The sequence below is a fragment of the Colwellia sp. TT2012 genome (assembly GCF_001440345.1).
Classification (GTDB): domain Bacteria; phylum Pseudomonadota; class Gammaproteobacteria; order Enterobacterales; family Alteromonadaceae; genus Colwellia.
This window is the reverse complement of sequence record NZ_LJYX01000097.1, coordinates 1-891: the sequence shown is the minus strand read 5'-3', so window position 1 is coordinate 891 and position 891 is coordinate 1. Positions and strand designations below refer to the sequence as shown.

General features: G+C 49.8%; 1 protein-coding gene. It reads left to right on the top strand.

The window, feature by feature from the left end:
• The first annotated feature begins 212 nt into the window (after window positions 1–212).
• Entirely contained in the window at window positions 213–710 is a 498-nt protein-coding gene (locus tag ASU03_RS18900; protein WP_057833277.1) for a hypothetical protein, read from the top strand.
• Window positions 711–891: the final 181 nt, after the last annotated feature.

Sequence of the window (891 nt, the reverse complement as noted above, 5' to 3'; positions counted from 1 at the left end):
CTACGTTATCGCTAGTGAGCTCAGCGAGCCGCGGTGAGCATCCAATTGGGTTGACTCACCCGGCCCAGAGGCCGTTTTCGAGCTGTAGTACGTGGCAAGGCGCGGCGAGCGCTTTGGATTTAGACCTTTATGTATCCCGCAGACCAATCCGCTGGACGGCTTCGTGTGCGCTCGCATTCACGTACCACTTCAAAGTGCACTAAGGAAAATGCATGTCTGATCTGAAAAAAATTGAGCTCACTGTTAAGAACTACATTGTTAAAAACTCTGCTGACATTGATGCGCTCTATAGCCAAGTTCGGTGCGAAGACAGTGAAGGAAAAACTTTCCATTTCAAAGAAGTTTGCATGTTGGACTACTTGAAAAGGCACGGGGCGATTGTTACTGACAAGCCTCGTACGTGGTACTACAAGCATTTGAACAAGAAAACCATCGTTCTAGTGGCGTGCCAAAAGGCAGATGGAAAGGTCGAGTATGACCTCGATCACATGAAGCTTGTCGCCAGGTCTAGTGTACTGAAAGGCATTGTATTCACTCTTGCAGCGGTTCCGGCAGGGCTAATTATTGCAACCGCCACATACGGCCTGGGTCTTTTGTTTGTTTCGGTGGGTCTTTTTTACGGATATAGAAGCATGTTCACAATTCCTAAAATGCTTCGGCGTAAAACACTAGTAAGCGAACTGGCCGGCCATGGTATCGTGGTTCGCTAACGCTGAGTGCCAGCGATCGCCCAGGCTAGGTTATTCGATTGAGGAGGGCCAGATGGTAGATGGGGTAATTTTCGATGCCTTCGGTACGCTTCTTGAGATTCGAAATAGGCAGAATCCCTATCGGCGACTTCTCCGTCTGGGCTCAGCGCAGGGTCGCGTCGCATCACCCGATGACATTCGC